Consider the following 26,381-nt stretch of genomic DNA (forward strand, 5'->3'; position numbering starts at 1 on the left):
CGCCAGCCTGACAGCTACATGACAAATCTGTCAGGTGGGGAGCGCTGGCGCGGCGAGCCATGCGAGGCGGGCGCGCGGCTTCCCGGCTTAGACCTTCGACACGGCGCCTTCGCGCACCTCCGCGAGCAAGCCGTAGGAATGCAGCCGCGCCTGGTGGTCGAACACCTGCGAGGTGATCATCAATTCGTCGGCGCCGGTGCGCGCGATGAAGGCGTTGACCTGTTCGCGCACGGTGTCGGGCGAGCCCACCGCCGAGCATGACAGCACCGAGTCGAGCAGCGCCCGCTCGGCCGGCCCCGCGCGTTCGTAGTAGCCCTCCACCGGCGCCGGCAGCCGGCCCGGCCGGCCGCTGCGCAGGTTCACGAAGGCCTGCTGCCAGGACGTCGCATGGAAGCGCGCCTGCGCGTCGGTGTCGGCCACGAACACGTTGAACCCGAGCATCACATGCGGCTTCTGCAGCTGCGCCGAGGGCTTGAAGGTCTTCCGGTAGATCTCGATGGCCTGCATCATCTGCTGCGGCGCGAAGTGCGAGGCGAAGGCGTAGGGCAGGCCCAGGTGGGCAGCCAGTTGCGCGCCGAAGGTGCTGGAGCCGAGGATCCACACCGGCACTTCGAGTCCCATGCCCGGCACGGCGCGCACGGCCTGGCGCGGCGCCTTCGACATGAAGTCCATGAGCTCGACCACGTCCTGCGGGAACTGGTCCGAGTCGGAGTCGAGGTTGCGCCGCAGCGCCTGCGCGGTGCGCTGGTCGGAGCCCGGCGCGCGGCCAAGGCCCAGGTCGATGCGGCCGGGGTAGAGCGATTCGAGCGTGCCGAACTGCTCGGCGATCACCAGCGGCGAATGGTTCGGCAGCATCACGCCGCCGGCGCCGATGCGGATCGTCGAGGTGCCCGCGCCGACGTAGGCCAGCAGCACGGCGGTGGCCGCGCTGGCAATGCCGGGCATGCCATGGTGCTCGGCCAGCCAGTAGCGGCGGTAGCCGAGCTTTTCGCCATGCTGCGCGAGCGCGAGCGAGTTGCGGAAGGAGTGCGAGGCGTCGCCGCCTTCGCAGATGGGGGAGAGGTCGAGGATGGAGAGGGGAGCCATGGGCGCGATCTTGGCCCGAATGGGGCAAGCCGGGAGGGTGCAGGGATATTGCGGAGACTGCCAGGCACCCGACGGCGCATCCCATTTCAGGCGACCGGCGCGCGCGCGAGCAGGGTGTGGCCGTCGCCTCGCGCCTTGCTCGCCCAGCCCTCGAGGTAGTCGCGCGAGAACTTCACGCCGCGCTCGCAATGCCGGCTCGAGCAGCCCAGCGCGGCCAGCGCCATCCGCACGCTGCCGTCCATGTACGAATCCGGGTCGGCAACGCCATGGCCGAGCGCGGCGATGCCCGCGGCCGACGCGCCCATCATGAAGTCGACGGCGCTGTCGAGGTCCGTGAACGAGAACTGCCCGAGGTGGCGCCCGAGTTGCAGGTCCGCCGTCATGTAGTCGCGTGCCAGCAGCTTGTTCGCCTCGGAGCTGGAGCGCGTGACGAACCGCGCCCATGCGGGGTCGGCGACGGCGCGTTGCAGGAAGCCCCGGAAGCCGGTCGCGAAGCGCTGCCACGGCTCCTTCAACAGATCGTAGAAGGGCATGGCGTCGCGCGTCATCTGGTCGCTCAATGCCGCGGCCAGCGCCTGCAAGGCCTCGTCGAGCGACAGGAAGTGCAGGTAGAAGGTGCCGCGCGACACGCCTGCCTCGCGCACCACGTCCTCTATCGCCGGCGCGCGGTCGCCGGTCCTGGCGAAGACCTTCATGGTGGCTTCGAGCAGGCGCGAGCGCATCTGTGCGCGCTTGCGGGCGGCCACCTCGACGCGATGGTCTGGCGGCGCCGGCGCCTTGTCCTGTGCTGCATCGCGCATGGCTCTTCCTTCTTGCAATGACGATCCGTCAGTCTGATGGATCGGTGTTCTGACGTGGGGAATGTCCCGCTGGAATGCGGGGAGGTCGCTGTCTAAAGTGAACTCACTCGTCATTCTGACATTTCTATCAACCCAAGGAGACACACGCCATGCTGACCGCCACCCGCCCCGCCGCAACGCCCATTCACCTCAGCGACGCCCAGGCGCGCGCCATGCTCGTCGAGCGTGCGCGCGGCCTGCACGGCGTGCTCTCGAAGAACGCGCTGCAGACCGAGACCGACCGCCGCGTCGTCGAGGAGAACATCCAGGCCATGGCCGAGGCCGGCCTGTTTCGCACGATGGTGCCCAGGCGCTACGACGGCTTCGAAGGCTCGATCCGCACGCACCTCGAAGTGACGGCCGCCGTGGCCGAGGCCTGCGGCTCGTCGGCCTGGGTGCTGGCATTGACCAACGTGTGCAACTGGTTCGCGAGCCTGTACGGCCAGCAGGCGCAGGACGAGATCTTCGGCGCCAACCCGAACGCCCGCGTGGCCGGCGTGCTATCGCCATCGACGCAGGTGCAGCGCGTCGAAGGCGGGCTGAAGGTCTCGGGCAAGTGGTTCTGGTCGTCGGGCTGCATGCACGCCGACTGGGGCATGCTGGGCGTGCTCGAACTGGACAAGAACGGCGCGCCGCTGAACCAGTACATGGCCGTGATCCCGATGAGCGAACTGAGCATCGAGAACACCTGGTTCACCGCCGGCATGAAGGGCACCGGCAGCAACTGCGTGGTGGCCAACGATGTGTTCGTGCCGACACATCGCCTGCTGTCGACGATGCCGGCGGTGCACGGCGACTACCCCACGCCGTTCAAGGACGAGGCGGCCTACCGGGCCGCGTTCATCCCGGTGGCTGCGCTGGTGCTGGTGGGCGCGCAACTCGGCATGGCGCGGGCCGCGCTCAACTACGTGATCGAGAAGGCCTCGCAGCGCGCGATTGCCTACACCTCTTTCAAGAAGCAGTCGGACTCGGTCGCGTTCCAGATGCAGATCGCCAAGGCCGCGCTGAAGATCGACACCGCGCACCTGCATGCCTTCCGTGCGGCGGACGACATCGATTCCGCGGCGCAGCGCGGCGAGTACCTCGACTACAAGACGCGTGCCCGCGTGCGTGCCGACACCGGCTATGTCGCGCAGTACGCCACCGACGCGATCAACATGCTGATGACCGCGCACGGCGCCGGCAGCTTTGCCGATGCCAGCCCGATGCAGCGCATCTGGCGCGATGCCAATACCGCCGCGCGCCATGCCATCGTGCTGCAGCCCGTGGGCGACGAGATCTACGGCAAGGCGCTGCTCGACGCCGAGAACACCGTCACGCCGCTGGTCTGACCCACGACGCGCAGGCACCCCGATGGCCACGAGTTTCGACCCCAAGCTGTTCCGCGACGTGATGGGGCACTTCGCCACCGGCGTCACGGTGGTGAGCTACCTGCACGAAGGCGATCCGTGCGGCATGACGGCCAATGCGTTCATGTCGGTGTCGCTGGACCCGCCGCTCGCCGTGATCTCGGTGCGGCGCGCGGCGCGCTTCGCCGCGGTGGTCAAGGAAGGCGACCGCTTCGGCGTCAACTTCCTGCTGGAAAGCCAGCAGGACCTGAGCACGCATTTCGGCGGCCGCCCGGTGGCCGGCAGGCCCTCGCCTTTCGAGACGCACGACGGCACGCCGCTGCTGCGCGACAGCCTCGCGCAACTGGTGCTGAAAACCGTCGACGTGCACGAGGCCGGCGACCACCTGCTCTACATCGGCCAGGTCGAGCACATGGCGCTCGGCGTGGAGCGCAAGCCGCTGGTCTTCTACAGCGGCGCCTACAAGCAAGTGAACATCCACGCGCCCCAGGTCTTCTGGGCCAGCAACGACGGCTGGTGACCTGACGCACCGCGCCGGATCGTGCCGCATCGCGCCGGCCAGAACACAACAACCACAACGGAGAGAGACCATGGATTCGAAACACGCACAGGGCCGTCGCGGCTTCCTGGCGAGCAGCGCTGCGCTCATCGCCGGCACGGCGGGCGCCCAGCCTGCGCCCGCACCCGCACCCGCAGCCACCGCACCCGGACCGCAGCGCCGCATCGACGTGCACGCGCATTTCCTGCCCGAGAAGTACCGCAGCGCACTGGCCGCGGCGGGCCACGCGAAGCCGTCGGGCATGCCCGGCATCCCGAAGTGGAGCGTCGAGCAGCACATCGAGATGATGGACCGCAACGACATCGCGTCGTCCGTCCTCTCCATCTCGGCGCCGGGCCTTCACTTCGGCGATGACGCGGCAGCGCGCGGACTGGCACGCCACGTCAACGAGGAGGGCGCGAAGGCGATGCAGGCGCATCCGAAGCGCTTCGGCCTGTTCGCATCGCTGCCGCTGCCCGACGTCGACGGCGCGCTGAAGGAGATCGACCATGCCTTCGACGTGCTGAAAGCGGATGGCGTGGCGCTGGAGAGCAACTTCCACGGCGTGTATCTGGGCGACCGCCGGCTCGAACCGGTGTTCGCGGAACTGAACCGCCGCAATGCCAAGGTCTTCATCCATCCGACCAACCCGCATTGCCCGTGCTGCCAGGTGCAGCCCAAGGGCGAGGACGCGGCGTCGCTGCCGCCGATCGGCTACCCGTATCCCATGATCGAGTTCATGTTCGAGACCACGCGCGCGGTCTTCAACCTGATCCTCTCCGGCACGCTGACGCGCAACCCGAACCTGCAGGTCATCGTGCCGCACGCGGGCGCCACCCTCCCGGTGCTGGCCGACCGCGTGGCCGGCATCGCGCCTGCGCTGGGCCTGGCCGAGAAGCTCGACCCGAAGCATGTCTTCGACCTGCTGCGCGGCATGCACTACGACCTGGCGGGCTTCCCCTTGCCGCGGCAGTTGAAGGCGCTGCTCGAGATCGCCGATCCGCAACGCATCCTGTACGGCAGCGACTACCCGTTCACGCCGGAGCCGCTGGTCGCCGCGCTCGCGGCACAGCTCGATGGCAGCCCGCAGATCTCGAACCAGCTGCGGCAGGACTTCATGCGCAACAACGCGCTCGCACTGTTCCCCAAGTTCGCCTGACACGTCTGCGCACGAGAACAACACAAAGCAATGAACAAGAACATATTCGCAGCGACGGTCGCGGCATTCGCGGGCGTCGCATCAGCCCAGAGCACGGTCACCCTGTTCGGCGTGGTCGACGTGGACATCGACCACTTCAGCCAGAACGGCGTCAGCAGGACGATGCTGTCCCACAGCGGCAACGCGCCCAGCCAGATCGGATTTCGCGGGACGGAAGACCTTGGGGATGGCCTGTCCGCCAACTTCTGGCTGGCGAGCAGCACCTCGCCCGACGACGGCGGCACGCGCCCGATGGACTTCGCATTTCGCAGCACGGTCAGCCTGGCGGGCCCGTTCGGCGAGGTCCGACTGGGCCGCGACTACCCGCCCGGCTCTCTGAACCAGGGCGTGTTCGACCCCTTCCGCAACATGGGGCCCGCCTCGGGCGCCAACATCACCTTGCCGGTACTGCCGGGCGTGCTGGGCACCGGCTCCAACCCGACGACTTCGATTCGCGTCAGCAACTCGATCCAGTACCTCTGGGGCTTCGCGGCCAACGCCCAAGCCGTCGTCGGGACCGGGTTCTATGGCAGCGTGATGGTTGCACTGCCCGAGAACGTGACCGGCAAGCCGCCGATCGGGCGCTACGCGGGTGGCCGTGCCGGCTACGCCGTCGGCCCGTGGAATGTCGCTGTGGCCTACGCCGAATCAAAGGGTCCCTTCGGTACGCTGGGCCCCCGCTACGGCACGCCGACGACGTTCAAGGAAAGCAATCTGGGCGCCTGGTACCAGTTCGACAACGTCAAGTTGATGGGCCATGTCGGCGCCAACGATTCCGACGTGCCCAACACGCGCTTCACCCATTGGGCCGTGGGCACCGAGATCACGATCGGCGCCGGCTACATCCCGCTCTCGTACATCGCGGCCAGGCAGAACAACGCGGCGAACAGCAGCGTGGAGCAGATCGCCGCAGGCTATGTCTACTTCCTCTCGCGACGCACTTCGCTGTACACGTCCATCGCCCACATCAAGAACAAGAACGGCGCCACCTTCAGCTTCGTCGGTGGCAATGGCGGCTCGTTCCCGGCGCTGACGCCGGGCCTGATTACGTCGAAGGGCAATGGCACGGGCTACGACTTCGGCATGCGCCATTACTTTTGATCGACCGGGCGCTTGCAAATGAAAAAGCAGTTCATCGTTGCCTGCACCGCGGCCCTCGTGGCCGTGCTGGCCGGCGGCTTGGCGCAAGCGCAGCCCGCTGCATCGCAATCGGTCGCGCAGGAAGCCGCAAGGGAAGCGGCGCAGCGGCCCGCCCGTTCGCGCCCTCGCACCAACCTCGTGCTGCTGGGCACGGCAGGGGGCCGCACGTCGTGGAACGGCACGCCGCTCGCGGGCATCGCGTCGGCGCTGGAAGTCGATGGCGACGTGTACCTGGTCGACTTCGGCGAAGGCTGGGCGCGACGCTACTTCCAGGCCCGGCTGGGCGCGCGCTTCGGCAACCAGGGCATGGCCGCCCTGCGCGCCGCCTTCATCACGCACATGCATGCGGACCACGTCATCGGCTACCCGTCGCTGTTCACCTTCGGCATGACCGATGGCCTGGCGAATCGCAAGGTGCCGATGAAGGTCTTCGGGCCCGGTCGCCGCGGCGCGCCGATCCCCATCCCCGGCCCGGACCAGACGGCGGCCGGCACGCTGGTCGCACCGGGCAATCCGAATCCGGGCACGGTCGACATGACCGAACTGGTGATTCAGACCTTCGCCAGCGACATCAACACCGGCATGCGGGAAGGCCGCAAGCCCGACCCGCATTCGCTGGTGCAGGCCTTCGACATCCGGCTTCCGGACGGCCTCGCGGTCGACCCGAACGCCGAGACGGCGCCGTCGATGGAACCGGTGCTGGTCTACGAGGACGAGAAGGTCCGGGTCACCGCCGTCCTCGTGAGCCATGCGCCGGAGTTCCTGTGCTTCGCCTACCGCTTCGACACGGCCGATGGGGCGGTGGTGTTCTCGGGCGACACGGGGCCGGACAAGAACCTGGTCCGTCTCGCGCGCGGGGCGGACGTGCTGGTGCACGAAGTCATCGACACGGCCTGGATCGACTCCTTCCTGCCCAAGCCGCGCAACGCAGGCGCCGAGGCCGTGGCGCGTCACCTGGTCCATTCGCACACCGCGGCGGAAGACGTGGGCGGCGTTGCGCAGGCCGCCGGTGTCAAGACACTGGTGCTCAACCATTTCGGACCGGCCGACGCGAGCCCCCAGCGCTGGGCGCGCGCGCAGGACGGCTTCACGGGTCGACTGATCGTGGGCAACGACCTGATGCGCATCGGTGTCGGCGCGCCGATCGACGGCCGCCTGCCCTGACCTTCAACCACCCATCACTGACAAGAAAAGGAAACACCATGATCGAATCCAGAACCGTGCACACCGAAGGCGCCGACATCGCCTTCGACATCGAGGGCCAGGGCCCGCTGCTCCTGCTGGTGGTCGGCGGCAACGGCGACAGCCGGCTCTTCACGCAGCTCTCGGCGCATCTGGCCGACCGCTACACCGTCGTCAAGTACGACCGCCGCGCCAACTCGCGCAGCACCGGCGACTTCGAAGGCGAAATGGACATGGCGCAAGCCGGCCGCGATGCGGCCGCAGTCATCCGGGCGCTCGACCGCGGACAAGCCTTCGTGTTCGGCAACAGCGCCGGCGCCAACATCGCGCTGAAGCTGACCGCCGACCACCCGCAACTCGTGCGCGGCCTGGTCGACCATGAGCCGCCCATCACCGACTTCCTGCCGGAGCCCGATGCCGGCAAGTGGCGCGCATTCTTCGACAAGGTCAGCGAGACCTTTCGCACCAAAGGCGCGGGGCCGGCGATGGGCCTGTTCGCCTCGTCCTTCGTCGGCTTCGACCAGACCGTGACGGTGCCTGGCGACCAGCCTGGCGGCAATCACGACCGATTCCTGGCGCATGAGTTCCAGCACATCAACAGTTACGTGCCGGACCTCGATGCGCTGAGGCGCGGCGGCGTTCCCATGGTCACGGCTGTGGGACGTGCCAGTGGCGACGCCTTCTACGCACAGACGGCGCGCGAGCTTGCGCGGCAGTTGCCGTGCCCGTGCGTGGACATCGTGGGCAATCACCTGGGCTACCGCTTCGAGGCGGAAGCCTTCGCCAACGAGCTGGACCGCATCATCCAGGCCTTGCCCGCGAGGTCCGCATGAACGAACACCGCAGGCGCGATCGGCTGGGCATCCACTCGATCGGCGAATTCCTGATGACCGTGCCCTCGCTGGACGATGCACGGCGCTTCTACGGCACCTTCGGGCTCGACGTCAGCGACGAGCACGGCGGCCTGGCGTTGCGCACCCATGGCAATGACCATGTCTGGGGCCGGCTGCGCGCGGGGCCGCACAAGAAGTTCGAGCAGCTCACCTTCCACTGCTTCGAAGACGAGCTGGATGCGATGCGCCGGCACATCGAGGCGCAAGGCGTCGCGCTGCTGCCCACGCCCGAGGGTGCGCCCGCAGGCGGCCTGTGGCTGCGCAGCCCCGACGGGATGCTGCTGCAGGTTCGCGCGGGTGCCAAGACCGCCCCCGATGCTGTCACGCATCAGAGTTCGCCATTGCCTTTGGACGGCACGCGCTGCGCGCCCTATCGGCGGCACGCAAGCCTGGTGCAACCACAGCGGCTGTCGCACATCGCGCTCACCACGTCGAGCGTGCCGGCCCAGATGGACTTCTACACGCGCGTACTCGGCCTGCGCCTGTCCGACCATTCGGGCGAGGGCGTCGCCTTCCTGCATGGCGCGCATGGCAGCGACCACCACCTGGTTGCGTTGGCGGCCAGCGCCGGGCCGGGGCTGCATCACCTGAGCTGGGACGTGCCGACCATCGACCAGGTCGGCCTCGGCGCGATCACGATGCAGGCGGCGGGCTACACCGACGGCTGGGGCGTGGGCCGTCATGTGCTGGGCTCCAACTACTTCTACTACGCGCAGGACCCGTGGGGCAGCTTCTGCGAGTACAGCGCCACCATCGACTACATCCCCGCGGCAGTCGACTGGCAAGGCCTGGACCACCCGCCCGAGGACTCGTTCTACCTGTGGGGGCCGGACGTACCGCCCGCGATGTTCGCGTACTCCGAGGCGGGCGCCTGGGCATGACCTCCATAACTTCTCCTTCCCATTTTCTCGAAGCGAAACCATGAGACTCGTCACATTCAACTGCCGCGGCCACCAGTCGATCGGCAAGGTCATCGGCCAGCAGGTCATCGACCTGCCCGCGAGCGATGCATCGCTGCCGCGCACCATGCGCGAACTGCTGCAGGCGGGCCCCGCCGCGATGGCGCGTGCGCGCGCCGTCGATGCCAGCGTCGGCGTCAGCTACCCGCTGGCCGACGTGCGGCTCGATGCGCCGGTGCCCAACCCGTCGAAGTACCTCGCCATCGGCATGAACTACCGCAAGCACGTGGCCGAGGCCATCGCCGCCGGCATCAAGGTGCCGGACAGCCAGGTCTGGTTCAACAAGCAGGTCTCGTGCGTGCATGGGCCGTATGAGCCGGTGCAGATGCCGCGTGCCTCCGACAAGCTCGACTACGAGGCCGAACTCGGCGTGATCATCGGCCGCCGCTGCCGGCACGTGTCGGTGGAAGACGCGCCTTCGGTGGTCGCGGGCTACGTGGTCTGCAACGACGTGTCGGTGCGCGACTGGCAGATGCGCTCGCCCACGATGATGCTCGGCAAGTCCTTCAACACGCATGGTCCCTTCGGCCCGTGGATCGTCACAGCCGACGAGGTGCCCGACCCGCATGCGCTGCAACTGCGCATGAAGCTCAACGGCGAGGTGCGCCAGGAGATCTCGACCGGCGAGATGATCTACGACATCTGGGCCCAGATCGCCTACCTCTCGACCGTGATGACGCTGGAGCCGGGCGACGTGCTCGCCACCGGCACGCCCTCGGGCGTCGGCGTGGGCATGACGCCGCCGTCGTTCGTCAAGGTGGGCGACGTGATGCGCGTGGAGATCGATGGCATCGGCCACATCGAGAGCGTCGTCGTGGCCGAGCCGGCTGGGGGTTGAACCATGGCACGCAAGGTCATCATCTCCTGCGCGGTCACGGGCTCGATCCACACGCCGAGCATGTCGCCGCATCTGCCGGTCACGCCCGACGAGATCGCCGAACAGGCCATCGCTGCGGCCGAGGCCGGCGCGTCCATCCTGCACCTGCACGCGCGCGATCCGGTCGACGGCCGCCCCGCGTTCGACCCCGTCATCTACCGCCAGTTCCTGCCGCGCATCCATGCGGCCACCGACGCGGTGATCAACATCACCACCGGCGGCTCGATCACGATGACGCTGGACCAGCGCATGGCCGGCGCGCTCGACATCTCGGCCGAGATGGCGTCGTGCAACATGGGCTCGATGAACTTCGCGATCTTTCCGGTGCTGGACAAGATGAAGGAGTTCAAGCACGACTGGGAGCGCGACTACATCGAGGGCACGCGGCGCAACATCTTCCGCAACACCTTCGCCGACATCGAGGAGGTGCTGCAGCGCCTGGGCCAGGCGCATGGCACGCGCTTCGAGTTCGAGTGCTACGAGGTCGGCCATCTCTACAACCTCAAACACTTCGTCGATCGCGGCCTGGTGCATGGGCCGATCTTCCTGCAGTTCGTGCTGGGCGTGCTCGGCGGCATGGGGCCGGACCCGGAGAACCTGGTGCACATGAAGTGCATCGCGGACAAGCTGTTCGGCGAGAGCTACCAATGGTCGGTGCTCGGCGCCGGCCGGCACCAGATGCCGCTGGTGACGCAGGCCGCGCTGATGGGCGGCAACGTGCGCGTGGGGCTGGAGGATTCGCTGTCGATCGGCGCCGGGAAGCTGGCGACGTCGAATGCGCAGCAGGTGACGTTGATCCGCGATGTGCTGGAGCGGTTGGGGATGGAGATCGCCTCGCCTGACGAGGCGCGCCAGATGCTGGGGCTGAAGGGGCGGGAGACGGTTCGGCTGCCTTGAAATGCCGCTCGTTGCGACCCCTTCACATCGCCGTCAACCCACTCACAGAGACACTCCATGAACACTCTTGATCGCCATCCTTCGTCCAACGCCATCCTTGCGAAGGCTTCGGCACGCGAGCAGCCCGAGGCCACGCGCCGTGGTGTGCTCCGCTTCGCCGCCAACGCAGCCCTGCTGCTCGGTGCAATGCCCATCGTGGGCTGCGCTTCGGGTGATCGCACCGGATCGACGGCCAACACGTCGCCCGCGTCGAATGCAGGCAAGGATCCTGCCAATCGCCTGGTGCTGCTCGGCACGGCGGGCGGGCCGCCGCCGCGCCTGGACCGCGCGCAGCCTGCCAACGTGCTGGTCGTGAACGGCGAGCCCTATCTGGTCGACTGCGGAGAAGGCACGCTGAACCAGCTGGAGCGTGCCGGGATCCGGCATTCCGCGGTCAACAGGATCTTCATCACCCACCACCACGACGACCACAACGCGGGCGTGTCGCCGCTGCTGGGGGTCGCCTGGAGCAATGGCAAGCGGGCGCGACCGACGTGTACGGCCCGGTCGGCACCGTGGGACTGGTCCGCTCGGCGATCGACTACGGCCGGGCGAACGCAACCATCCGCCGCGTGGACGAAGGCCGCAAGCAGCTGCCGCAGACGCTCTGGAAGGGCCACGACGTCAGGCCCGGCGCGGTGTACCAGGATGCCAACGTGCGCGTGACCTGCGTGGAGAACACGCACTTCGAGGTGCCGGATGAGCAGTCGCTGTCGTACCGCTTCGACACCGCCAGCCGCTCGGTGGTTTTCTCGGGCGACACCGGCTACAGCGAGAACGTGATCGCGCTGGCCAAAGGCGCCGACGTGCTGGTGCACGAGGCCATGCACCTGGAGGCTACGCGCGCCATCCTCCGGGGCATGTTCCAGCAGCAGGGACGGCCACCGGCCGAGGTCGAGTCCCTGATCACCCATGTGCTGACGAAGCACACCTCGACCGAGGACGTCGGCCGCGTCGCCGCCGCCGCCGGCGTCAAGCTGCTGGTGCTGAACCACCTGATCCCGGGTGGCCTGGAGAAGCAGCCGCTCAGCGACGACGACTACATCGCGGGTGTTCGCAAGTTCTACAGCGGGCCGGTGATCGTGGGACGCGACCTGCAGGCGATCTGAGTCCATTGCAGGGCGGCGCGTGTAGGCGATGCCCGAGACCACGCGTTGTGCGGCAGGGCGCTCTTTGCCGGCTGCGCTACCGCACGTCCCTCCCCTGCAGCGACGGCGTCTGAGCGATGCGCTCGGAGATCACGCGGCAGGCTTCCAGCAAGGGCGCGACATAGGCTTGCTCGGGGTTCTCCTTCTGGCGGAACAGCAGGGTGCTCACGCTGATAGCGGCCACAGGCTGGCCCGCGGCGTTGCGGATGGCCGCGCCGAAGCAGAAGATGCCCGCCTCGTTCTCCTCGTCGTCCACCGACCAGCCGCGTTCGCGCACCTGTTCGATCTGCGCGCGCAGGACGGCGGCATCGGTCACTGTGTTCGCGGCATGGCGGGGCATCGGCAACCCCTTGACCAGCGCCTTGAAGCGCTTGTCATCGAGCGCGGCCATGTAGGCCTTGCCGACGGCCGTCGAATGCAGCGACACGCTGGTGCCGATGCGCGAGGCCATGCGCACGGCGCTGGGGCTTTCGAGCTTCTCGATGTAGACCATGCTGGCGCCGTTGGGCACGGCGAGGTGCACGGTCTCGCCGGTCAGGTCGCGCAGGCGCTTGAGTTCCTCGACGGCGGCCAGTCGAAGCTCGGAGCGGCCCCAGCTGCGGTTCGCAAGCTGGATCAGGCGAGGGCCCAGGGCCAAGGTCGCGGCGCCGGGGTTTTCCACCAGCATTCGCTCGGCAACCAGCGCCGCCACGATGCGATGCACCGTGGGCCGCGGATAGCCGCTGGCGCGCATCAGGGCGCCGACGTTCACCGGCTCCTCGGCATCGGCCACCAGCTGCAGCACGCGCATGAACTTGGAGAAGGATGCGGTGCCCGCGACCTGGGCCTGGAGGGGCGATTCGGCGGAGGACGAAGCAACGGGAGCGGGCATCGGTCAGGACACCATGTAGCCGCCATCGACCGGCAGGATCACGCCCGTCATGAACGACGCGGCGGGCGTGCACAGGAACATCGCAGCCCGCGCCACGTCGTCCGGCGTACCCCAGCGCGCCAATGGCGTGCGGGCGAGGATCGGACCGGCGCGCGCGGGGTCGTCCTGCAGGGCCCTGGTGAGGGGCGTCGCGATCCAGCCCGGGGCCACCGCGTTGACGCGGATGCCATCCGCGGCATAGGCGATGGCCAGCGACTTGGTGAGCTGCGCCACCCCGCCCTTGCTGGCCGAATACCCCGGCACCAGCCCGCCGCCGAAGAAGCTGAGCATCGAGGCGGTGTTGACGATGCAGCCGCCGCTCGCCTTGAGGCGCTCGCGCGTCATGGCGCAGACGCGCATGGTCCCGGTGAGGTTCACGGCCAGCACTTTCTCGAAGACGGCGAGCTCATGCTCCGCGCCACGCTGGATGATGCCCGCGCAGTTGAAGACGATGTCGAGCGTGGCGATTTCGCCCAGTGCCGCTCCCAGGCTGGCCTCCGATGTCACGTCGGCCTGCCGCACCTCGACCGCGGCGTCGAGCGTGCCGTCGCCCGGGCCCAGTCCGATGGCCGTCACGGTCGCGCCAAGCGCCGCGAGGTGGTTGGCGATGACCGCGCCGATGCCTTGCGTCGCGCCGGAGACGAGCGCCCTCTTGCCCTTGAAAAGTCCTGCCGCGTACGTCATGGCGCCTACCGGATGAACTGCTTGGTGTAGTCGGCGCCGAGGCCGACCGCCTCGAAGTGCTTGCGGCACATGTCGATCTTGGTGAACACGTCCTCGTAGCCCATGCCCTTGCCCCACGGGTCGGTGTAGTACATGACACCGTTGACCTGGAAGTAGGTGATCATTTCCTCGACGTCCTCCGGCACGTAGAGGGTGTGCGTCTCGCCCGGCGGCTCGAAGACGTAGCTGCCTTCGGTGGCTTCCCAGTCGTGTTCCAGGTAGCGCCAGCGGCCCTTGAGCACGAAGCCGTGCACCGCCTGCGGATGCCGGTGGCGGCTCAACACGCCCGACTTGCGCACGCGCAGCAGGTTCATCCAGTAGCCCTGGCTCGCGTTGAGGCAGAGCGGCCGGAACCACACGTTCTCCGCCTGCGGCACCCAGAGCCGCTCGTCCGTCGGGATGGCGTGCTGCACCACGATCTCGGGCAGCGCGTCCGGCGGGTTCGGGTACTGGTACGGGGTCTTGGGGTTGGGATCCGCGTCATCGATGGGCATTTAGCTCGTCCATATTGTGGATAATGGTCCATATTGTAGACAGCGAGGACGCTTTGGCGATGTGCGTAAACCCTTGGGTCGGGATTCATGCGGGCGCGGACCGAGGGCTGTCCGACGCAGGGGCCCGGGCGCAGCCACGGGTCGAACGCGCCCGAAGCACGATGTCGTATCTTCATGCCCCAGGCATTGCGAAACAGGTCGAGGCTGATCGATGAAAACCACCGAAGTGAAGGTTCGCGCGGCGCGCGAGAACGATGCGGATGCGGCGGCGGCCTGCGTCCGTGCGGCATTCGAGCGCTATGTGCCGCGCATCGGCCGGCCGCCCGCGCCGATGCTGCTGGTCTACCCGGCCGTCATCGCCCGGGGCCAGGCCTGGGTCGCGGAACTGAAAGGCCAGGTGGTCGGGGTGCTGGTGCAGTACGAGACCGAGGACGGCTTCTACATCGATACCGTGGCGGCCTCGCCGCAAAGTCAGGGCACCGGCGTGGGCCGGGCATTGCTGGTGTTCGCGGAGGCCGAGGCCCGTGCGCGAGGCTACGAATCCCTCTACCTCTGCACCAACTCGATGATGACGGAGAACCAGGTGTTCTATCCCCGGATCGGCTACGTCGAATACGACCGCCGGGCGCAGGATGGGTATGACCGGGTGTTCTACCGGAAGAGCGTGTGAAGGCGCCGGCTTGAACGAAGGCCGCCTTGCGCCGCGGCCGGACAGCGACTCGAACTTTTCTTCCGAGTCGCCGGTGGCTAGCATCGACCCACTGGAGTCCCACCATGCAGTTCGTCACCTGTACCTACGAGTCCCATGCCGCCGAGATCCTGGAGATCTTCAACGAGGCCATCGTCAGTTCCGCGGCGCTGTACGACTACAAGCCTCGCACGCCGGAAAGCATGGTCGGCTGGTTCAAGGCGAAGGAAGCCGGGCGCTTTCCCGTGATCGGCGCAACCGGGCCGGACGGGCGGCTGCGGGGCTTCGCGAGCTACGGCACCTTTCGCGCCTGGCCGGCGTACAAGTACACGGTCGAGCATTCGGTCTACGTGCACCGGGACCATCGTGGCGAGGGCATCGGCATCGCGCTGATGAAGGAACTCATCTCGGCGGCCCGCAAGCAGGAGGTCCACGTGATGGTCGGCGCCATCGACGTCGCCAATACCGGCAGCATCGCGCTGCATGAGAAGCTGGGCTTCTCGAATGCAGGGACGATCGTGCAAGCCGCGTTCAAGTTCGGTCGATGGCTGGACCTGGGCTTCTATCAACTGGTGCTGGACACGCCGGCCCAGCCGGTGGACGGCTGATCCGACTTCGCAATCAAGCGCATAACTGCGTTGGACCGCCTTGCCATGCTACGGCCTGTCTGCGGCGCTCCGCCTTGTCCCGCGCTTGATTGCAAAGTCGTATGAACGCATCAGTCCAGGTTGGCCTTCAGGAAGGCCACCGTCCGCTCCCACGCCAGCTTGGCCGCGGCCGGGTCGTAGCGAGGTGTGGTGTCGTTGTTGAAGCCGTGTTGCGTGCCGGGGTAGCGCCAGGCCGTGTATTTCACGCCCGCGGCTTTCAACGCCGCTTCGTACCCGGGCCAGGCCGCGTTGATGCGCTCGTCGATCGCAGCCTGCTGCACCAGCAGCGGCGCCTTGACCTTGGCCGCCTCCGAGGGCGCCGGCGTGTTGCCGTAGAAGGGCACGCCGGCATTCAGGTCGGGCAGGCGCGTGGACAGCCAGTGCACCATGCCGCCGCCCCAGCAGAAGCCCACCGCGCCCATCTTGCCGTTGCCATCGGCGCGGCCGCGCAGCCAGTTGGCCGAGGCCAGGAAGTCCTCGCGCGTCTTCGCCTGGTCGAGCTTGCCGAAGGCGTCGCGCGCCTTGTCCTCGTCGCCGGGATAGCCGCCCGAGGACGTCAACGCGTCGGGCGCGAAGGCCATGAAGCCGTCGAGTGCGAGGCGGCGCGTGATGTCCTCGATGTGCGGGTTCAGGCCGCGGTTTTCGTGGATGACCAGCACGGCAGGCAGCTTCGACATGCCCGCCGACGCCGGTCGCACCAGGTAGCCGCGGATGGTGCCGCTGCCGGCGGGCGACGGCACGTTGATCCGTTCGGCCTGGAGCCGCGCATCGTCGGGCTTGACCTGCTGGCCTGCCGCGAAGTCCGGGCTCAGCGCGGCCAGCAGTCCGGCTGCCGTCATGCCGGCCTTGGCGAAGCGGCGAGCCTTGTCAAGGAAGCCGCGGCGGTCGACGTCGCCATGGACGTAGGCGTCGAAGAGGGTCAGCAGGTCCTGGTCGAACTTCTCGTGGGGCAGGGTGGGGGGCATCGGGGTCTCCGCGCGTCGATACGAAGTGGGGCTACGCCGGCACGATAGCTGCATCGCAGGAATGCCGTAGCGCGCGGGGCTGTTCGATGGCATCCGACCCACTTTGTTCCGATGCGCGCCATGCCGACGGCACGGGGGACGACCAAGGCACGGTGATGCAGGTACTGGTCCCCTTCACCACGCGGCAGCGATCACGTCACGGCTTCTCATGCCTGGCGTGCTGCACCTGGGTGCGGGCTGCGCGCGACTGCCAGAGCTGCTCCATCTTCAGGTAGGTGAAGGAGGCCGACCAGCCGATCATCATGAGGCCGGTCAAGGCCTCGGTCACGGCGATCGCGCGGATGCTGCCCATTGGATAGACCTCGCCGTAGCCCAGCGACGTGTAATTGACGGCCGACAGGTACAGGAAGTCGCCGACCTTGCCCTCGAACGTTCCTCCGATGCCGCCGAATGCCGGGATCGCCGACATCACGCGAAGCGTCAACGCGAACAGCCAGATCTCGGCGATGTGCCCCAGCATGAGGGCCATCATCGCCAGGATGATGGTGCGCCGCCCCTGCAACCGCCGCAGCCCCCACGGCACGAGTCGGTCGGAGATGAGCGTCATCGTCTCGAAATGCACCATGACCGAGATGACAACCATGACGGCTGCAATGGCCCATGCCAAAAGATCGAACATGGCGGTCTCCGATGTGATGCGAGGGACATTATGGGGATGCCGGTGCGCACAAAGTAAAAGGCCCGCAGCGGCGAAGCTGCGGGCCTCTTCAGTCAGGAAGACCGAAGAACTTGCGATCAGAACGGAATGTCGTCGTCCATGTCGTCGAAGCCCGACGGCGACTTGGACGGCGCCGGGCGCGGTGCGGGCGCTGGTGCGCGCGGTGCGGCTGCCGGGGCGCGCGACGCGTAGCCGCCACCACCACCGCCACCTTGCGAGTAGCCGCCACCCTGGCCGTATTCGTCGTCACCGCCGCCGCCACCCGCGGCAGGACCGCCCTGGCCTTGCCGGCTGCCCAGCATCTGCATCTGGTCGACACGGATGTCGGTGGCGTACTTCTCGACGCCGTCCTTGTCCTGGTACTTGCGGGTGCGGATCGAGCCTTCGACGTAGATCTGCGAGCCCTTGCGCAGGTATTGCGCGGCGATCTCGGCCAGGCGGCCGTTGAAGACGAGGCGGTGCCACTCGGTGGCCTCGCGCATTTCGCCGCTTTGCTTGTCCTTCCACTTGTCGGTGGTCGCGATCGTCACGTTGCAGATCGAATCGCCGCTTGGAAAGGTACGGGTTTCCGGGTCGCGCCCGAGATTGCCGACGAGGATGACTTTGTTGACGGATGCCATGTGCACTGCCCCTGATGAATGGATGAAAGAGGAGGTTTTAACGAGAAAAACGCGAGGCGAGATTGTGCCCGATCGGCGGGGGCGTGATTTCCGGGGGTGGGCACAACTATTGCGCACCGTCAGAATGGCCCCCGCTGCATGAACCACCACGAGCCCGACTTCTTCGAGCACCTGCGCACAGAGTTGCGCGGCGGGCGGATGTGGCTGGACCGGGCCATCGTGTTGGCTTATGCGGTGGCGGCAGGGCTTTCGGTGGTCGCGCTCACGATGGCGGTCGACTGGATATTCACCGGCTTCCAGCGCGTCTTCGCATGGCAGCCGTGGCTGCCGCTGGTCACCATGCCGCTGATCACAGTGGGCGTCGTCTGGGCCACACGGCGATTCTTCCCGGCCGCTGGCGGCTCGGGCATCCCGCAGGTCAAGGCGGCGCTGAGTCCCGCCTTGCCGCCCGAGCGGCGGTCCATGTTCGTGTCGCTGCGGCTCGCGGTCGGCAAGATGGTGCTCACCACCGCAGGCTTCGCAGCGGGGCTCTCCATCGGGCGCGAAGGGCCTTCGGTGCAGATCGCGGCGGGCGTGATGCAGCATGCACGCCGCTGGCTGTCGCCCAACACCACCATCGACTCGCGCGCCCTGCTCATGGCCGGCGGCGCGGCGGGCATCGCGGCCGCATTCAATGCACCGCTGGCGGGCGTGCTGTTCGCCATCGAGGAACTGTCGGGCCGCATCGAGTCGCGCGCAAGTGGGCTGATCATCACGGCCATCGTGCTGGCCGGCCTCGTGGCGGTCTCGGCTTTCGGCAATACCAGCTATTTCGGCGTGCTCAAGGTGCCGCCTTTCGGCTGGGAGGCGCTGCTGCCCGGCCTGCTGGTGGCGCTGCTCTGCGGCGCGGCGGGCGGGCTGTTCGGGCGGCTGTTCATCGCCTCGCTCACCGGGGCGCCGGGGCGCTTCAACGCATGGCGCGCGCGCTACCCGTACCGCTTTGCCGCGGGTTGCGGGCTGGCGATCGCGGTGATCGGGCTGGCGACGGGCGGCGTGACCTTCGGCGCGGGCTCGGAGGCGGTGAAGGACATGCTCAAGGGCCACGACCGCCTGCCGGCCATCGACACGCTGCTCAAGTTCGTGGCCACCTGGCTCAGCGCCTGGAGCGGCGCGCCGGGCGGCATCTTCGCGCCCTCGCTGTCCATCGGCGCGGGCATCGGCGAGGTGGTGGCGCAGATCGCCAATGCGAACCTCGGGCCCGCGCTCATCGCCATCGGCATGGCCGCCTTCCTGGCCGCGGTGACGCAGGCGCCGCTGACCTCCTTCATCATCGTCATGGAGATGGTCGACGGTCACGCGATGGTGCTGAGCCTGATGGCGGGCGCGATGCTGGCGAGCCTGGTGTCGCGCATGATCAGCCGGCCGCTGTACGACACGCTGGCCGAGCACATGGTGGCGGCGGCGATCGGGTCGCCGTCGCCGGTCAGCGCCGAGCCGTCCGCCTCGCCAGAACATGGCCCCGACGCCACCCCGCCCCGGACCGATACCCTTTCCCCGCCGGAGCCCGAATCCGCCCCGCCCCGCTGAAAAGCCCCGGGGATTTATGATGTCCGGTTGCCCAGAACCGACCCCCAAGTGAATTCCCCCACCCCGGACAACGTCGATCACATCGATCGCGCCTACCTAGGCGCCCTGCTCGCGCAGCAGCGCATCAGCATCCGCGGCGCACGCACGCACAACCTGAAGAACATCGACCTCGACATCCCGCGCAACAAGCTGGTGGTGATCACCGGCCTGTCGGGCTCGGGCAAGTCGAGCCTGGCCTTCGACACGCTGTATGCCGAAGGCCAGCGGCGCTATGTGGAAAGCCTGTCGGCCTATGCGCGGCAGTTCCTGCAGTTGATGGACAAGCCCGATGTCGACGTGATCGAAGGGCTTTCGCCCGCGATCAGCATCGAGCAGAAGGCCACCAGCCACAACCCGCGCTCCACCGTGGGCACGGTGACCGAGATCCACGACTACCTGCGCCTGCTGTATGCCCGCGCCGGTACGCCCTTCTGCCCCGACCACGACCTGCCGCTGCAGGCGCAGACGGTGTCGCAGATGGTCGATGCGGTGCTTGCCATGCCCGACGAGCCGCGCCTGATGATCCTGGCGCCGGTGGCGCGCGAGAAGAAGGGCGAGTTCCTGGAACTCTTCGCCGAGATGCAGGCGCAAGGCTATGTGCGCTTCCGCGTCGACGGACAGACCTACGAATACAACGACCTGCCCAAGCTCAAGAAGACCGAGAAGCACGACATCGACGTGGTGATCGACCGGCTGCGCGCGCGCCCCGACGTGCAGCAGCGCCTGGCCGAGAGCTTCGAGACCGCCTTGCGCCTGGCCGATGGCCGCGCGATCGCCCTGCAACTCGGCGTGGAAGGCGCGCCCGACAAGGAGCACCTCTACAACGCCAAGTTCGCCTGCCCCATCTGCCACTACTCGCTGGCCGAACTGGAGCCGCGCCTGTTCTCGTTCAACTCGCCGGTGGGCGCCTGCCCGAGCTGCGACGGCCTGGGCAACCGCGAGGTGTTCGACTGGACGCGCGTGGTCGCCTTCCCGACGCTGTCGCTCGCGAGCGGGGCGGTCAAGGGCTGGGACCGGCGCAACGGCTATTACTTCAGCATGCTGGAGTGCGTGGCCAAGCATTACGGCGTGGACATCGACAAGGCCTTCGAGGACCTGCCGGAGAACGCGCGCAACGCGATCCTGCACGGCTCTGGCGAGGAAGAGATCAAGTTCAGCTATGTGATGGAGTCCGGGGCGAGTGCCGGCCGCAAGCTCGTGCGCAAGCATCCCTTCGAAGGGATCATCCCGAACATGGAGCGGCGCTATCGCGAGACGGATTCCATCGCCGTGCGGGAGGAACTGGCCCGCTACCGCAACAACCAGCCCTGCCCGGATTGCCACGGCACGCGACTGCGGCGCGAGGCGCGGCATGTGTTCCTCGTCGACGACTCCGGCAGCGAGTCGAAGCGCATGAGCATCTTCGCGATCAGCCATGTCACGCTGCGCGACAGCCTGGCCTACTTCCAGACGCTGAAGCTGCGCGGCGCCAAGGCCGAGATCGCCGACAAGGTGATCCGCGAGATCGGCCTGCGGCTCAAGTTCCTGAACGACGTGGGGCTCAACTACCTGAGCCTGGACCGTAGCGCAGAGACCTTGTCCGGCGGCGAGGCGCAGCGCATCCGCCTGGCCTCGCAGATCGGCTCGGGCCTGACCGGTGTGATGTACGTGCTCGACGAGCCCAGCATCGGCCTGCACCAGCGCGACAACGACCGCCTGATCGGCACGCTGAAGCACCTGCGCGACATCGGCAACAGCGTGCTCGTGGTCGAGCATGACGAGGACATGATCCATGCCGCCGACCATGTGATCGACATGGGCCCGGGCGCTGGCGTTCACGGCGGGCGCGTGATGGCGCAAGGCACCTTCGAGCAGGTGCGCGACAACCCCGAGTCGCTGACCGGCCAGTACCTGCTCGGCACCCGGAAGATCGAGGTTCCGAAGCGCCGCACGCCCTGGCTGCCGGTGCTGCGCAAGCCTGAAGAGGACAAGAAGCCGATCAAGCCGAAGTTCCCGCCCAGCCCCGCCGCGTTGAAGCGGCAGGCCCGCGAAGCGGCGCATCTCGCCTCGCAGACCGACCTGCAGGAGATCCGCGTCATCGGCGCGACCGGCAACAACCTGAAGGACGTCAGTGTCGCCTTCCCGGTCGGCTTGCTGACCTGCGTGACGGGCGTGTCTGGCTCGGGCAAGTCGACGCTGGTGAACGACACGCTCTACACCGCTGTCGCGCGCACGCTGTATCGCGCGCACGAGGAGCCTGCGGCGCACGAGTCGGTCGAAGGCATCGAGTACTTCGACAAGGTCATCAACGTCGACCAGTCGCCGATCGGCCGCACGCCGCGCAGCAACCCCGCCACCTACACCGGACTGTTCACGCCGATCCGCGAGCTGATGGCCGAGACCAACACCGCGCGCGAACGCGGCTACGGCCCGGGCCGCTTCAGCTTCAACGTGGCGGGTGGCCGCTGCGAGGCCTGCCAGGGCGACGGCGTGGTGAAGGTCGAGATGCATTTCCTGCCCGACGTCTACGTGCCCTGCGAGGTCTGCCACGGCCAGCGCTACAACCGCGAGACGCTGGAGGTGCAGTACAAGGGCCGGAACATCGCGCAGATCCTCGAGATGACGGTCGAGACGGCCTACGAATTCCTCAAGGCCGTGCCGACCATCGAGCGCAAGCTGCACACGCTGCTGGACGTGGGCCTCAGCTACATCAAGCTCGGGCAGGCGGCGACCACGCTCTCTGGCGGCGAGGCGCAGCGCGTGAAGCTCGCGCTGGAACTGAGCAAGCGCGACACCGGTCGCACCCTCTACATCCTCGACGAGCCGACCACCGGCCTGCACTTCGCGGACATCGAGCTGCTGCTGAAGGTGCTGCACCAGTTGCGCGATGCGGGCAACACCATCGTCGTGATCGAGCACAACCTCGACGTTATCAAGACGGCCGACTGGCTCATCGACATGGGCCCCGAGGGCGGCGCCGGCGGCGGCACGGTGGTGGGCGAAGGCACGCCGGAGGACATCGCGGCGAACGAGGCGAGCCACACGGGCAAATACCTCAAACGGCTGCTGGCGTAGGCCGGCCGGCGACTATAGGATCGTGTCCCTCTCAACGACCTGTCGATGAATGGACCTCCTGGGCAGCCTGAAGGCGCTTTGCGCCGTCGCCGAGCATGGCAGCCTGACGCGCGGCTCGGTGGCGCTGGGGGTGACCCAGTCCATCCTGAGCCGGCAGATCGCCGCACTGGAAACCCACGTCGGCGCCAAGCTGCTGCACCGAACCGGGCGCGGCGTGGCACCCACCGAACTGGGCCTGCGCATCCTGCCGCAGGCCGCCCTGCTGCTGCAGGGCCTCGACGATCTGGTCGCGGAAATGGCCGGTGAGCGCAGCGGCCCCTCGGGAACGGTGGAACTCGCGATGGTGCCCTCCGTCCGGCCGCTGGCGGTGCAGGTGTTCAAGTCGCTGCAGGAGGCCTATCCCCGGATCAAGCTGCGCACGCGCGAGGCCTACAGCGGGCAGGTCGAGGAGTGGATTGCCAACGGCAAGGTCGACATCGGCCTGTTCAATCGCTACAGCTCCGCCCCCGTCAAGAACGCTGAGGCGGTGCTGCGTGCGCCGCTGGTGGTGCTGGGATTGCGCGAGACGGCGAAGGAGGCGCCCACGGTGGCTTTCCGCAAGCTGGATGGCGTACCGCTGGCCATGGCGACCAAGCCGAATGCCCTCGTGACCATGCTCGAAGCCACGGCGAAGCGCTGCAAGATCTCGCTGGACATTGCGTTCGAGAGCACATCGGACACGATCATCCGCGCGGCCGTGGGCAACGGCGCCCTCTTCACCATCGTGCCGCTGCATGTGGCGTTCCGGGACTATGGGCCCGAGCGCTATGCCTGGTCGCAGATCGTCGAGCCCAGCCTGGTGCAGCACACCTGGCTGGCCACCACCAGCGCGCATCCCATCGATGCGGCCGCGCGTGTCGTCCAGCGCCTGCTCGTGGAACTGGCGCCCAGCGCGGCACAGCATGGCGCGCAGGTGCCGTCATCCAGGCGGTAGTTCCGGGGCTTGAACCATGGCACCACTCTTCGCATGAAGCATGAAGCTTGAACCGGGTGGTGCGCGGGCCGAGGACGGCAGGTATCCCCCTCCGCGAATGTCCCCCGCCTTCGGCTCCTCCTTTATTTCGCTGCGGGGGACACCCACCGCCCTCGACCCAGGACACGCCGCGTCGTGCCGGCAGCGGACCTGGCTCGCTTCAGTCTCCCGCCGGTGGCATTTCGCTGAGTTGAATGCGCGCCGACAACTCCGCCGCGGTCTCGTCGCCGACCAGTTGGCACAGCCCGACATATTCGACGGTGCGGCGCCCCGAGCGCAGTGGCGAGGTCTCGGCCGGCGTCCAGGTCACGCGCACTTCCGCGTCCACCGCGATGGGCGCCCGGAATCGCGCCTGCACGTCGACCAGCGCCATCGGCTGGCCGCTGAAATGCCGGCCCAGCACGGCGACGGCCGCGCCGGTGACAAGCACGCCGGGCACCGGCACGGCGCGCAGCCCCGCGCGCTGTGCGAGCGCCTGCGAGCTGTGCACCGGATGGCCGCCGCCGACCATCGCGAGGTAGGTCGCGATGTCGTCCTCGCCGAACAGGAAGGCGCCGCGGACATAGGTGACCGGCGCAAGTACAGCTTCCATCATGATCAGATCACTCCCTTTTCGCGCAGCTCCTGGAGGACGCTGTCGGACATCCCCATCTCTGCGCCATAGACATCGGCGTTGTGCTGCCCCGCCTCGGGCCCGCTGGCCCAGACCCGGCCCGGGGTCTTCGAGAAGCGCGGCACCACGCCCTGCATCCGGACCCAGCCCAGCTGGTCGTCCTTGACGGAGACGATCGCCTTGCGGGCCTCGAAGTGCGGGTCGTTGAAGATGTCCCGGATGTCGAAGATGGGGCTGAAGCTGACGTCGTGCGCCAGCAGCACCGAACTTGCCTCGACCAGCGTCCGCTCGCCGAACCAGGCCTGCGCGATGGCCTCGATCGCCTCGCGGTGGCTCAGGCGGTCGGCATTCGACACGAAGCGCGGGTCGGCCAGCAGGTCCGGCCGCTGCCAGGCCGTGGCCAGCCGGCGGAACACGGCCGGCGCGCTGACGGCGAGCGCCACCCACTTGCCGTCACGTGTACGGTAGACGTCGCCGGGCGCCGAGTAGGCATTGAGGTTGCCGGTGCGCCCGCGGATCTTGCCGAGCTGGTCGTACTCGATGGCCATGAAGTCCATGACCCTGAACATCGCCTCGGTGGCCGACAGGTCGATCTCCTGGCCTTCGCCCTCCGGGTCCGCGTTGCGCCGCACCAGCGCGGCGCAGACCGAGAAGGCCGTGAACACGCCGGTGAGCACGTCGGCCACCGGCACGCCGGGAAAGGTGGGCGGCGAACCAGGTTCGCCGCACAGGTTCACGAAGCCGGACAGGGCCTCGAAGATGCGGGCGAAACCCGGTCGGTTGGCATACGGGCCGGTCTGCCCGAACCCCGTGACCCGCGTGACGATGAGCCGCGGGTTCAGCTTGCGCAGCCGGTCGGCGTCGAGCCCCCACGCGGCCAGCGTGCCCGGCCGGAAGTTCTCGACCAGCACGTCGTAGGACGGCAGCATGCGCTCCAGCACGGCGCGGCCACGCGGGTCGCGCAGGTCCAGCGTCACGCCGCGCTTGTTGCGGTTGGTGACCTTGGACCACAGCGAGATCCCGTCCTTGTGGGGCGGCAGCTGCCGGATGTGGTCGCCCTCGCCGGGCATCTCCACCTTGAGCACCTCGGCGCCCAGGTCGGCCAGCAGCGCGGCGCCGAGCGGGCCCGCGACGATGGTCGAAAGATCGAGCACACGGATGCCGGCCAGCGGGCCGGCCGGGGCATCGGATGGCGCGGAGTCGTCGTCGGATGGAAGGATCATCGCCGTGCCGGTGCCCGTTCAATCCGCCTTGAAGCCGGAGGCCCTGACGATCGCGCCCCAGCGCTGCCGCTCCTCCGGGAGCTGCTGGCTGAACTGTTCGCGCGTCATGTTCGGGTATTCCATGCCCAGCGCATCGATCGCCTTGCGCACCTCCGGGTCGGCGGATGCGGCCTGCATGGCCGCCTCCAGCCGCGCCAGCGTCTCCGGGCGTGTCCGCGCGGGCGCGAACAGCGCGAGCCAGCTGCTGCCGTGCACCGTCGGGAAGCCGGCCTCGGCGAAGGTGGGCACATCGGGTGTCTGCTCGGAGCGCCGGTCGCCGCTGGTCGCCAGCATCCGCACGCGTCCGGCCTTGTGCAGCTGGACGAACTCCGAAGCGGCGCTGAACGCCGCCGGCACCCGGCCGGCCATCAGGTCCAGGTTCATGGGCGCGCCGCCCTTGTACGGCACGTGCGACAGCTCGACGCCAGCCGCTTTGCCCAGCAACAGGCCGAAGAAATGCGGAAGGCTGCCGGCCGCCGGCGAAGCGAAAAAAGCAGCGTGCTGCGGATCGGCCTTCGCCGCCGCCAGGTAGTCGGCGACGGTCCTGGCCGCCGAGTCGGGCGGCACCGCCAGCGCGATCTCGAGCCGCGCCGCCTGGCCCACGGCCACGAAATCGGCCTTGGGGTCGTACGGGAGCTTGTTGTAGGTGAACTCGCTGAGCACGTTCACCACGATGTTGCCCAGCAGGAGCACCGATCCGTCGGCCGGCGCGCCCTTGACCGCGACCGCCGCCATCGTGCCGCCGGCACCGGGCTTGTTCTCGACGATCACCGGACGCTCCAGCGACTTGCTCATCGCCTGCGCATAGGCGCGAGCCAGGCCATCCGCGCCGCCACCGGCCGGGTATCCCACGACGATGCGTGTCGCGGCAGGCTCGTCGGCAGCGAGGGCTTGGAGCGGGAGCGCGAACACGGCAGTCACGACA

At 68.1% G+C, this 26,381-nt stretch carries 26 protein-coding genes and 1 pseudogene; 16 read left to right on the plus strand and 11 right to left on the minus strand.

Annotation, left to right across the window (positions count from 1 at the left end; genetic code table 11):
* Positions 1-87 precede the first annotated feature (87 nt).
* Positions 88-1,086, minus strand: coding sequence for an LLM class flavin-dependent oxidoreductase (locus tag HCU76_RS12845; protein WP_213956137.1), 999 nt, complete (start codon positions 1,084-1,086; stop codon positions 88-90).
* An 86-nt stretch (positions 1,087-1,172) separates the two neighbouring features.
* The gene (locus tag HCU76_RS12850; protein ID WP_213956138.1) at positions 1,173-1,886 is read right to left on the minus strand and encodes a TetR/AcrR family transcriptional regulator; all 714 of its coding nucleotides are present in this window, start codon (positions 1,884-1,886) and stop codon (positions 1,173-1,175) included.
* A gap of 149 nt (positions 1,887-2,035) precedes the next feature.
* On the opposite strand from HCU76_RS12850, the gene HCU76_RS12855 reads away from it, so the two are divergent.
* The 11 genes and pseudogenes from HCU76_RS12855 (at position 2,036) to HCU76_RS12905 (ending at position 12,106) form a co-directional block, all read left to right on the plus strand.
* On the plus strand, positions 2,036-3,256 hold the full coding sequence (locus HCU76_RS12855) for an acyl-CoA dehydrogenase family protein (RefSeq protein ID WP_213956139.1): 1,221 nt from the start codon (positions 2,036-2,038) through the stop codon (positions 3,254-3,256).
* 22 nt (positions 3,257-3,278) lie between these two features.
* Complete coding sequence (locus HCU76_RS12860) at positions 3,279-3,794, plus strand: flavin reductase family protein (protein WP_213956140.1); 516 nt, start codon at positions 3,279-3,281, stop codon at positions 3,792-3,794.
* A gap of 70 nt (positions 3,795-3,864) precedes the next feature.
* Entirely contained in the window at positions 3,865-4,971 is a 1,107-nt protein-coding gene (locus HCU76_RS12865) for an amidohydrolase family protein (protein WP_213956141.1), read from the plus strand.
* Between the two features lie 30 nt (positions 4,972-5,001).
* Positions 5,002-6,111, plus strand: coding sequence for a porin (locus HCU76_RS12870; protein WP_213956142.1), 1,110 nt, complete (start codon positions 5,002-5,004; stop codon positions 6,109-6,111).
* Positions 6,112-6,129: 18 nt separating this feature from the next.
* Positions 6,130-7,314: an MBL fold metallo-hydrolase gene (locus tag HCU76_RS12875; RefSeq protein WP_213956143.1), complete on the plus strand. Its 1,185-nt coding sequence runs from the start codon at positions 6,130-6,132 to the stop codon at positions 7,312-7,314.
* Between the two features lie 38 nt (positions 7,315-7,352).
* Positions 7,353-8,165, plus strand: coding sequence for an alpha/beta fold hydrolase (locus HCU76_RS12880; protein WP_213956144.1), 813 nt, complete (start codon positions 7,353-7,355; stop codon positions 8,163-8,165).
* Positions 8,162-9,106: a VOC family protein gene (locus tag HCU76_RS12885; RefSeq protein WP_213956145.1), complete on the plus strand. Its 945-nt coding sequence runs from the start codon at positions 8,162-8,164 to the stop codon at positions 9,104-9,106. Before HCU76_RS12880 ends, HCU76_RS12885 begins: the two co-directional genes overlap by 4 nt.
* 40 nt (positions 9,107-9,146) lie before the next feature.
* Complete coding sequence (locus HCU76_RS12890; RefSeq protein ID WP_213956146.1) at positions 9,147-10,022, plus strand: fumarylacetoacetate hydrolase family protein; 876 nt, start codon at positions 9,147-9,149, stop codon at positions 10,020-10,022.
* Positions 10,023-10,025: 3 nt separating this feature from the next.
* Positions 10,026-10,958 (plus strand): 3-keto-5-aminohexanoate cleavage protein, encoded by a 933-nt coding sequence (locus HCU76_RS12895; RefSeq protein WP_213956147.1) that lies wholly within the window; start codon positions 10,026-10,028, stop codon positions 10,956-10,958.
* 186 nt (positions 10,959-11,144) lie between these two features.
* A pseudogene (locus HCU76_RS36600) lies at positions 11,145-11,447 on the plus strand (MBL fold metallo-hydrolase); the annotation flags it as partial.
* Positions 11,448-11,512: 65 nt separating this feature from the next.
* Positions 11,513-12,106, plus strand: coding sequence for an MBL fold metallo-hydrolase (locus tag HCU76_RS12905; protein ID WP_371319809.1), 594 nt, complete (start codon positions 11,513-11,515; stop codon positions 12,104-12,106).
* A gap of 76 nt (positions 12,107-12,182) precedes the next feature.
* Here the strand turns inward: HCU76_RS12905 and HCU76_RS12910 are convergent, their stop codons facing one another.
* The 3 genes from HCU76_RS12910 to HCU76_RS12920 are packed head-to-tail and all read right to left on the minus strand — an operon-like array spanning position 12,183 to position 14,272.
* Entirely contained in the window at positions 12,183-13,016 is an 834-nt protein-coding gene (locus HCU76_RS12910; RefSeq protein ID WP_213956149.1) for an IclR family transcriptional regulator, read from the minus strand.
* 3 nt (positions 13,017-13,019) lie between these two features.
* A complete protein-coding gene (locus HCU76_RS12915; protein ID WP_218509514.1) occupies positions 13,020-13,739 on the minus strand; it encodes an SDR family NAD(P)-dependent oxidoreductase in 720 nt (239 codons plus the stop codon).
* A 5-nt stretch (positions 13,740-13,744) separates the two neighbouring features.
* The gene (locus tag HCU76_RS12920) at positions 13,745-14,272 is read right to left on the minus strand and encodes a 2,4'-dihydroxyacetophenone dioxygenase family protein (RefSeq protein ID WP_213956151.1); all 528 of its coding nucleotides are present in this window, start codon (positions 14,270-14,272) and stop codon (positions 13,745-13,747) included.
* 211 nt (positions 14,273-14,483) lie between these two features.
* Here HCU76_RS12920 and HCU76_RS12925 point away from each other — a divergent pair, with 211 nt between their 5' ends.
* Together HCU76_RS12925 and HCU76_RS12930 are read left to right on the plus strand one after the other, a co-directional pair.
* Positions 14,484-14,942, plus strand: a complete 459-nt coding sequence (locus tag HCU76_RS12925; RefSeq protein ID WP_213956152.1) for a GNAT family N-acetyltransferase — start codon at positions 14,484-14,486, stop codon at positions 14,940-14,942.
* A gap of 104 nt (positions 14,943-15,046) precedes the next feature.
* Positions 15,047-15,568, plus strand: coding sequence for a GNAT family N-acetyltransferase (locus HCU76_RS12930; RefSeq protein ID WP_213956153.1), 522 nt, complete (start codon positions 15,047-15,049; stop codon positions 15,566-15,568).
* A gap of 110 nt (positions 15,569-15,678) precedes the next feature.
* Here the strand turns inward: HCU76_RS12930 and HCU76_RS12935 are convergent, their stop codons facing one another.
* From HCU76_RS12935 to ssb, 3 genes are all read right to left on the minus strand, one after another.
* Positions 15,679-16,572, minus strand: coding sequence for a dienelactone hydrolase family protein (locus tag HCU76_RS12935; RefSeq protein ID WP_213956154.1), 894 nt, complete (start codon positions 16,570-16,572; stop codon positions 15,679-15,681).
* Positions 16,573-16,768: 196 nt separating this feature from the next.
* On the minus strand, positions 16,769-17,251 hold the full coding sequence (locus HCU76_RS12940; RefSeq protein ID WP_213956155.1) for an ion channel: 483 nt from the start codon (positions 17,249-17,251) through the stop codon (positions 16,769-16,771).
* A gap of 116 nt (positions 17,252-17,367) precedes the next feature.
* Positions 17,368-17,910 carry a single-stranded DNA-binding protein gene (ssb, locus tag HCU76_RS12945; RefSeq protein ID WP_213956156.1) on the minus strand — a complete coding sequence of 181 codons (543 nt, stop codon included), beginning with the start codon at positions 17,908-17,910 and terminating at the stop codon, positions 17,368-17,370.
* A gap of 138 nt (positions 17,911-18,048) precedes the next feature.
* Here ssb and HCU76_RS12950 point away from each other — a divergent pair, with 138 nt between their 5' ends.
* The 3 genes from HCU76_RS12950 to HCU76_RS12960 are packed head-to-tail and all read left to right on the plus strand — an operon-like array spanning position 18,049 to position 23,542.
* Positions 18,049-19,476, plus strand: coding sequence for a chloride channel protein (locus HCU76_RS12950; RefSeq protein WP_213956157.1), 1,428 nt, complete (start codon positions 18,049-18,051; stop codon positions 19,474-19,476).
* A gap of 48 nt (positions 19,477-19,524) precedes the next feature.
* Complete coding sequence (gene uvrA / locus HCU76_RS12955) at positions 19,525-22,569, plus strand: excinuclease ABC subunit UvrA (protein WP_371319810.1); 3,045 nt, start codon at positions 19,525-19,527, stop codon at positions 22,567-22,569.
* A gap of 49 nt (positions 22,570-22,618) precedes the next feature.
* Entirely contained in the window at positions 22,619-23,542 is a 924-nt protein-coding gene (locus tag HCU76_RS12960; protein ID WP_218509515.1) for a LysR family transcriptional regulator, read from the plus strand.
* A 199-nt stretch (positions 23,543-23,741) separates the two neighbouring features.
* Here HCU76_RS12960 and HCU76_RS12965 read toward each other — a convergent pair whose 3' ends face one another.
* The 3 genes from HCU76_RS12965 to HCU76_RS12975 are packed head-to-tail and all read right to left on the minus strand — an operon-like array spanning position 23,742 to position 26,368.
* Positions 23,742-24,176, minus strand: coding sequence for a MaoC family dehydratase (locus tag HCU76_RS12965; protein WP_218509516.1), 435 nt, complete (start codon positions 24,174-24,176; stop codon positions 23,742-23,744).
* A gap of 2 nt (positions 24,177-24,178) precedes the next feature.
* Entirely contained in the window at positions 24,179-25,417 is a 1,239-nt protein-coding gene (locus HCU76_RS12970; RefSeq protein WP_218509517.1) for a CaiB/BaiF CoA-transferase family protein, read from the minus strand.
* A gap of 18 nt (positions 25,418-25,435) precedes the next feature.
* Entirely contained in the window at positions 25,436-26,368 is a 933-nt protein-coding gene (locus tag HCU76_RS12975; protein ID WP_218509518.1) for a tripartite tricarboxylate transporter substrate binding protein, read from the minus strand.
* Positions 26,369-26,381: the final 13 nt, after the last annotated feature.

The sequence above is a fragment of the Variovorax sp. dw_308 genome (assembly GCF_019207085.1).
In the GTDB taxonomy this organism is placed as follows: domain Bacteria; phylum Pseudomonadota; class Gammaproteobacteria; order Burkholderiales; family Burkholderiaceae_C; genus Variovorax.